The organism is Glaesserella sp. (assembly GCF_041814905.1).
In the GTDB taxonomy this organism is placed as follows: Bacteria; Pseudomonadota; Gammaproteobacteria; order Enterobacterales; family Pasteurellaceae; genus Glaesserella.
Genome location: NZ_JBGXYA010000052.1, coordinates 1 through 6327 on the forward strand (window position 1 = coordinate 1; position 6327 = coordinate 6327).

The 6327-nt window shown below is 40.9% G+C and carries 4 protein-coding genes and 2 pseudogenes; 3 read left to right on the forward strand and 3 right to left on the reverse strand.

The features are described 5' to 3' along the window. A partial coding sequence (locus tag ACEYJ7_RS07820; RefSeq protein ID WP_373777792.1) for a hypothetical protein occupies positions 1 to 140 on the forward strand: 140 nt, incomplete at its 5' end. Positions 141 to 199: 59 nt separating this feature from the next. On the opposite strand, the pseudogene ACEYJ7_RS07825 reads toward ACEYJ7_RS07820, so the two are convergent. Beyond that, a pseudogene (locus ACEYJ7_RS07825) lies at positions 200 to 996 on the reverse strand (sulfite exporter TauE/SafE family protein). A gap of 79 nt (positions 997 to 1075) precedes the next feature. On the opposite strand from ACEYJ7_RS07825, the pseudogene ACEYJ7_RS07830 reads away from it, so the two are divergent. After that, positions 1076 to 1585: pseudogene (locus ACEYJ7_RS07830) on the forward strand (SPASM domain-containing protein); the annotation flags it as partial. Here ACEYJ7_RS07830 and ACEYJ7_RS07835 read toward each other — a convergent pair. Both ACEYJ7_RS07835 and ACEYJ7_RS07840 read right to left on the reverse strand, forming a co-directional pair. Then, complete coding sequence (locus ACEYJ7_RS07835) at positions 1582 to 2007, reverse strand: hotdog fold thioesterase (protein WP_373778518.1); 426 nt, start codon at positions 2005 to 2007, stop codon at positions 1582 to 1584. The pseudogene ACEYJ7_RS07830 and the gene ACEYJ7_RS07835 sit on opposite strands and share 4 nt — an antisense overlap. Positions 2008 to 2036: 29 nt before the next feature. Further along, positions 2037 to 5129 carry an FAD-binding and (Fe-S)-binding domain-containing protein gene (locus ACEYJ7_RS07840; protein WP_373778519.1) on the reverse strand — a complete coding sequence of 1031 codons (3093 nt, stop codon included), beginning with the start codon at positions 5127 to 5129 and terminating at the stop codon, positions 2037 to 2039. 421 nt (positions 5130 to 5550) lie between these two features. Between ACEYJ7_RS07840 and ACEYJ7_RS07845 the strand changes: the two genes are divergently transcribed. Next, positions 5551 to 6327: outer membrane beta-barrel protein (locus tag ACEYJ7_RS07845; RefSeq protein WP_373778520.1), on the forward strand; the 777-nt coding region annotated here is incomplete at its 3' end.

The window sequence follows — 6327 nt, forward strand, 5'->3', positions numbered from 1 at the left end:
AGCAAGACTACGAGTTCTTAACCCAAGGCGGCGTGTTCAGCAAAGATTTCATTGAAACCTATATTGCGATGAAGCGTAAAGAAGTCGAACGTTTGAATATGACCCCGCATCCGGTGGAGTTTGAGATGTATTATGCGTAATGACGTCTTACAAGCGGTCTGATTTAGTCGGCTTTTTGCAAATTTGTGAAGAGCCGATTTTATTTAAGAAACTGTAAAACTAACATATAACAACCAATAGCAAAGAGTGTAATTGCCAGTAATTTACGGGTAATATCGGGTGAAAGAATACCATGCAATTTCATTGAAAAGAAACTGGTAAGAAACGAACTTAACACCACGATAAAAACAATCGCAAAATTCACATAGCCGATTTGCCACGAATTACTTAAATAAATTTGAGCCGGCTTAGTGAGATAGCCATATGAACTACCTAGTCCGCCAATAACCATCATATAGTTCGTATAAATGGCAATTTGATGCGCTTTTACACTTGGCAAGAATGCGATGAGCGATGCCATAATAGAACCGCCGCCGATACCGGTAATGTCTGCAATCGTACCACCAAATAAACAGACCGTTCCTCCACAAAGATAATGATTATCTAGCGGTTTTTTTCATCGTTATTTTCTTTTGTAAAGAAAGTCCGAATAGATAAGATAAGTAACGTGATAACAAATACCGCAATAATATAGTCGGGCAGATAAAAACTACTTTCAAAACCAAGCTGTACACCAATGATCATAAATAATGACCAACAAAGCAATGATTTAAAATTAATTTGTATTTTTTGCTTATAAAAATAAGATAGATTAATCAAGGCACTCCCCATGACTATTGTCAGAGAGGTAGTGGCGATCATCTGTAATGGTAGCTCGGGAAAAAGTGAGTGTAAAATGGGTACCATAAGTACTCCGCTACCAATTCCAAACAACGCAGAAAATAAGTTGGTAAAAATACCGCAAATAATCAAAATTAAAATAGTTATTAGAGTCATATTATTTCCCTTTTATTTTTTAAGGCAAATATAGGACTAATTATGAAAAAGGTTTTATACCTTGTTTTATGATCATTCAGGGCAGTTTTTACTTGATGTCTTTCAAGAATGGGTTAAAAACGATGTGGGTAAAATTTTTGTCATTGAATTTGATAATCTGCTCGGGCAATGGCTCGGCTACCCTTCAAGTAACTGCGTTCATCAAGAGACATGCGGAAGTTCAATGATTACTGAGGCCAACGGCGATATATACAGTTGCGACCACTTTGTTTATCCGGCGTATAAAGTCGGTAATTTAAACGAACAGTCTTTAGCGGAAATTGCGTTATCTGCCCCCCAGCACCAATTCGGACAGAATAAGAAGACAATGCTCACTGATTATTGCCTGAATTGTGACCTACAAAAACTTTGCCATGGCGGTTGCCCGAAACATCGGATAATATCCCTAAAAAACGAACGATTTAAGCATAATTATCTTTGCCAATCCTACCAATTATTCTTCCGTCAAACCGCACCGGTAATGCGTAAAATGTGCGATATTATCCGTTTTGGCGGAGATGTGAGAGACGTGATGAAGGTAGAAAGTTAATTTTTGCTTTGGTTAAGTAGTTTTACACTCAATCTTGCTACTGCGCATAACTCATTATTTTCATTACGGATTTCCACTTGCCACACTTGGCTTTCCCGCCCTAAATGTAATGGCGTCGCTCGCCCCGTTGCTAAACCTTGTTTGATGGCTTTTAAGTGACTGATGTTCAGCTCTGTACCTACCGGAACTTGGTTTTCTTCACAACTCAATAACGCAGCGGCAGAGCCGAGTGTTTCAGCTAAAGTCGCTGAAATTCCTCCGTGTAATAATCCGAATGGTTGAGTTGTACGGTTATCAACCGGTACGGTAGCTTCCAGTCGGTTATCGTCTTGTACGGTAAACTCAATACCTAAATGCGAGACAGCGCTATTTTGGCAGAGTCTATTTAATTGTTCGATTGAGGTTGGTTTTTTCCAGATCATTTGAGTTTTTCTAAATCAGAGAAGCATGGTTAAACTATTTCTAATAACGCTTGGATCGGGTGTTTCATCACGTGATGTTCCATACGTTTTACTTGGCTGCGACAAGAATAGCCCGTCGCTAAACAACGATTCAAATCTTTACCATTGATTTTGATCTGCCACGATTGTGCATAAATCGCTTTGGACATTTCAAGGTGTTGGGTTTCGTGGCCGAATGTGCCTGCCATACCGCAGCAACCTGTGTTTTCAGTCACTAATTTTTCGCCAAAGTGGGCAAAAATCTGTTGCCACTCTTTTGAGCTGTTCGGAAGCGCGGTGCTTTCAGTGCAGTGTGAGAATAAGTGCCATTGCAAGCGGTCGGTTTCCGTCGATTTTTTGCAATTTTCTAAATTACCGTTTTTTAACTGAACCATCAGCCATTCGTGGGCGAGCAAGACGTTAAAATCACCTCGTTCCGCTTTAAGGATATCCTTATACTCTTCTCGATAAATCAGGGTAAGAGCGGGATCAACCCCAACCATTTGAATGCCGAGTTTTGCTGCGCGATTTAAAAATTCCGCTTGGTTTTTGGCAGTGTTGGCGAATTTATGCAAAAAGCCTTTAATGTGTTGAGCCTTACCTGTCGGGTTAAACGGTAACACAATCGGTTTAAAGCCAAGCTTCTGACAAAGCTGCACGAAATCCGCCACAACTTTGGCATCATAGTAACTGGTGAACGGATCTTGCACGACAAATAGATATTTGCAAATTTCTGCAGAAATCTCACCGCTTGTTACTTGGTTTTCAAGGCTTTCTAAACTTTCTCCTTGATAACCGATTTCAACTAACCGCTGGTTTAATGTTGGCACCGATAACGCCGGCAGATAAGTCATTCCGATGGTTTTATTTGCAACCATCTCCGCCGCCTGATTGGTACTAAAGAAGTTAAAGAATTTTGGCGCTTTTGCCATAACCGGCGCGACAAACTCCAAATTCGACACGATATAATCTTTCAACGGGCGGAGATAACGGCGGTGATAGAGTTCGTTAAATTGTGAGCGGAAAGTCGGTACATCAATTTTAATCGGACATTGGCTGGCACAGGCTTTACACGCTAAACACGTATCCATCGCGGCTTTTACTTCATGGGAAAAATCGTACTCTTTGGCTTTGTTCCACTGATTACGCAATTTTTGGACGAAATCGACTAATCGGGTTGTTTTTGATGGTTTTTCGAGCATCAATTGATCGGGGGAAACGTTTTGTTCCGCCAATAAACGTAACCATTCGCGGATTAAAGTTGCTCTGCCTTTGGGTGAAAACAGGCGATTACCTGAGACTTTCATCGACGGGCACATCGTGCTATGTACATCAAAATTAAAGCATAAACCGTTGCCGTTACAGTTCATCGCTCCTTTAAATTCTTCTCGCACTTGGATTGGAATTTGGCGGTCAAAATCGGCGCGCATGAGGGAATCAATCGGATAGAGCGTTGCTTGGCTGTCTAACGGTGTACAGATTTTTCCCGGGTTTAAACGGTTTTGCGGATCGAAAAGCTGTTTGATGTAACGCAACTCTTTCCATAAGGTTTCGCCGAAGAACCGCTCACCGTAGGCGGAGCGCATACCTTTGCCGTGTTCGCCCCAAATCAAGCCGCCGTATTTCGCCGTCAATTCAACGACTTGGTCGGAAATCGCTTTAAATTTGGCAACTTGCTCTCTGTCACATAAGTCAAGGGCAGGGCGAACGTGCAGAACACCGGCATCAACATGGCCGAACATCCCGTATTCCAAGCCGTAATCGTCTAATAATTTACGGAATTCCACGATATAGTCCGCCAGATTTTCAGGCGGTACGCAGGTATCTTCTACGAAAGCGATCGGTTTTGCCCAACCTTTTGCATTACCGAGCAATCCAACCGCTTTTTTTCGCATTGCGTAGATTTTTTCGATAGAGGCCAAGTCCTGACAAACTTGATAACCAATAATGCCGTTTTCGTGGTTGGCGATTTTACTTTCTAAAATTTGACAAAGATCGGCGATCTGTTTTTCATTCTGTTCCCGATCGTTTGAGGCATATTCAACAATATTGATCCCTAAAATCGGATTATTCGGATCCTCGGTTAAGAGATCGGAAACCGAATGCCAAACAATATCTTGTTTTGCTAAGTTCAGTACTTTGGAATCGACGGTTTCAACCGATAACGCTTGCGCTTTGAGCATAAAAGGCGCTGAGCGTAAGGCGGCATCGAAAGAGTTATATTTAATATTGATGAGCGTGCGATATTTCGGAATCGGCAGAAGATTGAGTTTTGCTTCGCAAATAAACGCAAGCGAACCTTCAGAACCTGTCAAAATACGGGTAAGGTTAAATTCACTTTCATCATGATTGAAGACGTTTTTTAAATCATAGCCCGTCAAAAATCGGTTGAGTTGCGGAAGTTCTTTTAATACCGTCGGACGCAATGCTTTACAACGTTCAAAGATCTCACGGTGTAGCTGTTTTCCTTTGGCGGACAAATTGAGTTTATCCAAATTTGCAAAAAAATCGTCGGAACTGACCGCTTGTGTATCGAGAATTTCACCGTTCATCAGCACCGATTTAATTGCCAAAATATGATCTGAAGTTTTACCGTATTGTAAGGATCCTTGCCCTGATGCGTCCGTGTTAATCATCCCGCCTAATGTTGCGCGGTTGCTGGTGGAAAGTTCCGGTGAAAAGAATAAACCGTGTGGTTTTAAGAATTGATTGAGTTGATCTTTCACTACGCCGGCTTGTACTTTCACCCAGCGTTCGGCAACGTTCAGTTCAAGGATCTTATTCAGATGGCGTGAAAGATCGACAATAATATTGTTATTGAGGGATTGTCCGTTGGTTCCTGTTCCGCCGCCTCGCGGGGTAAACGTTAATGATTGGAAGGGCGCTTTCTGTGCCAGTTTGGTGATTATCACTACATCGGCAATGGATTTCGGAAAAAGAATGGCTTGCGGAATCTGCTGATAGACACTATTGTCTGTTGCAAGAGAAAGACGATCTGCGTAGCTTGATGCGATGTCTCCGGCAAAGTGTTGATCCCGTAGATCTTGTAGAAATTGTTGAACCGTAGGGTTGATATTCGGTGTGTTTGCTAAACGAGGAATCATAGTTGTATCAATGTTAAAAAACCTAATGAGATATTAGCAAGATTTTCAATTGATGAAAAATGTTAAGGCAAAATTGACGTTGACTTTCATTCAAAATGAAAAAGGAACGAATTTTACATTTCATTACATTTTAATTGGTTTTATAAATTGATTTTAAAAAGATTAATGGGGATAATTAAGCAGTTCTTGCCTTTTAGGGTAAACTATTAAAGACGGGAATGTAGTAATTCCGTGTAAGGCGACGCTTTTTTATAAGGTTCACTTGTTTGGGTTGTTTGGTAAACAAGTATCGGAATTTGACTTTCTTTTCACCTTTAAATTGAATAGAAAGCGCAGTAAAGTCTTAATGCTATGGTTGAGATGTATGGCATTAATTAATTTTGTTTAAATCTAGATGACGATAAATTAGAGGATCATCAAAATGAAAAAATCTGTAATTGCATTAGCTGTATCTGGTTTGGCATTGGCATCAGTAGCAAGCGCTGCTCCACAAGCAAATACTTTCTACGTCGGTGCGAAAGCGGGTTGGGCTTCATTCCATCACGGTGTTAAACAGTGGGATTATAAATATGAAGGTGGCGATCGTTATAATAACGACACTACTTTATATGGTATTAACCGTAACTCTGTAACTTATGGTGTACTTGGTGGTTACCAAATTCTTAACCAAAATAACTTCGGCTTAGCGGCTGAATTAGGTTATGACTATTATGGTCGTGTTCGTGGTAATGTGCAAGAAACTCGTGCATTCAAACATTCAGCTCACGGTGCGAACTTAAGCTTAAAACCAAGCTATGAAGTTGCGCCTAACTTAGATCTTTACGGTAAAGTGGGTGTTGCATTAGTACGTAATGACTACAAATTCTATTCTGTAGATGAAAATGATGATGGTCAAACGGATAAAGCTCACGATTTTAAACCATCTTTAATTTTAGGCGCGGGTGTGGAATATGCAATTCTTCCTGAATTAGCGTTCCGTGTTGAATACCAATACTTAAACAAAGCGGGTAACTACAGCAAAGCGACGCGTAAAGCAGGTGAAGAAGTTTTTGTTAACTACAGCCCGGATATTCACTCAGTATCTGCAGGTTTAACATACCGTTTCGGTCAAGGCGCAGCACCGGTTGCAGCACCTGAAATCGTAACTAAAAACTTTGCATTCAGCTCAGATGTCTTGTTTGACTTCGGTAAAGCGAGC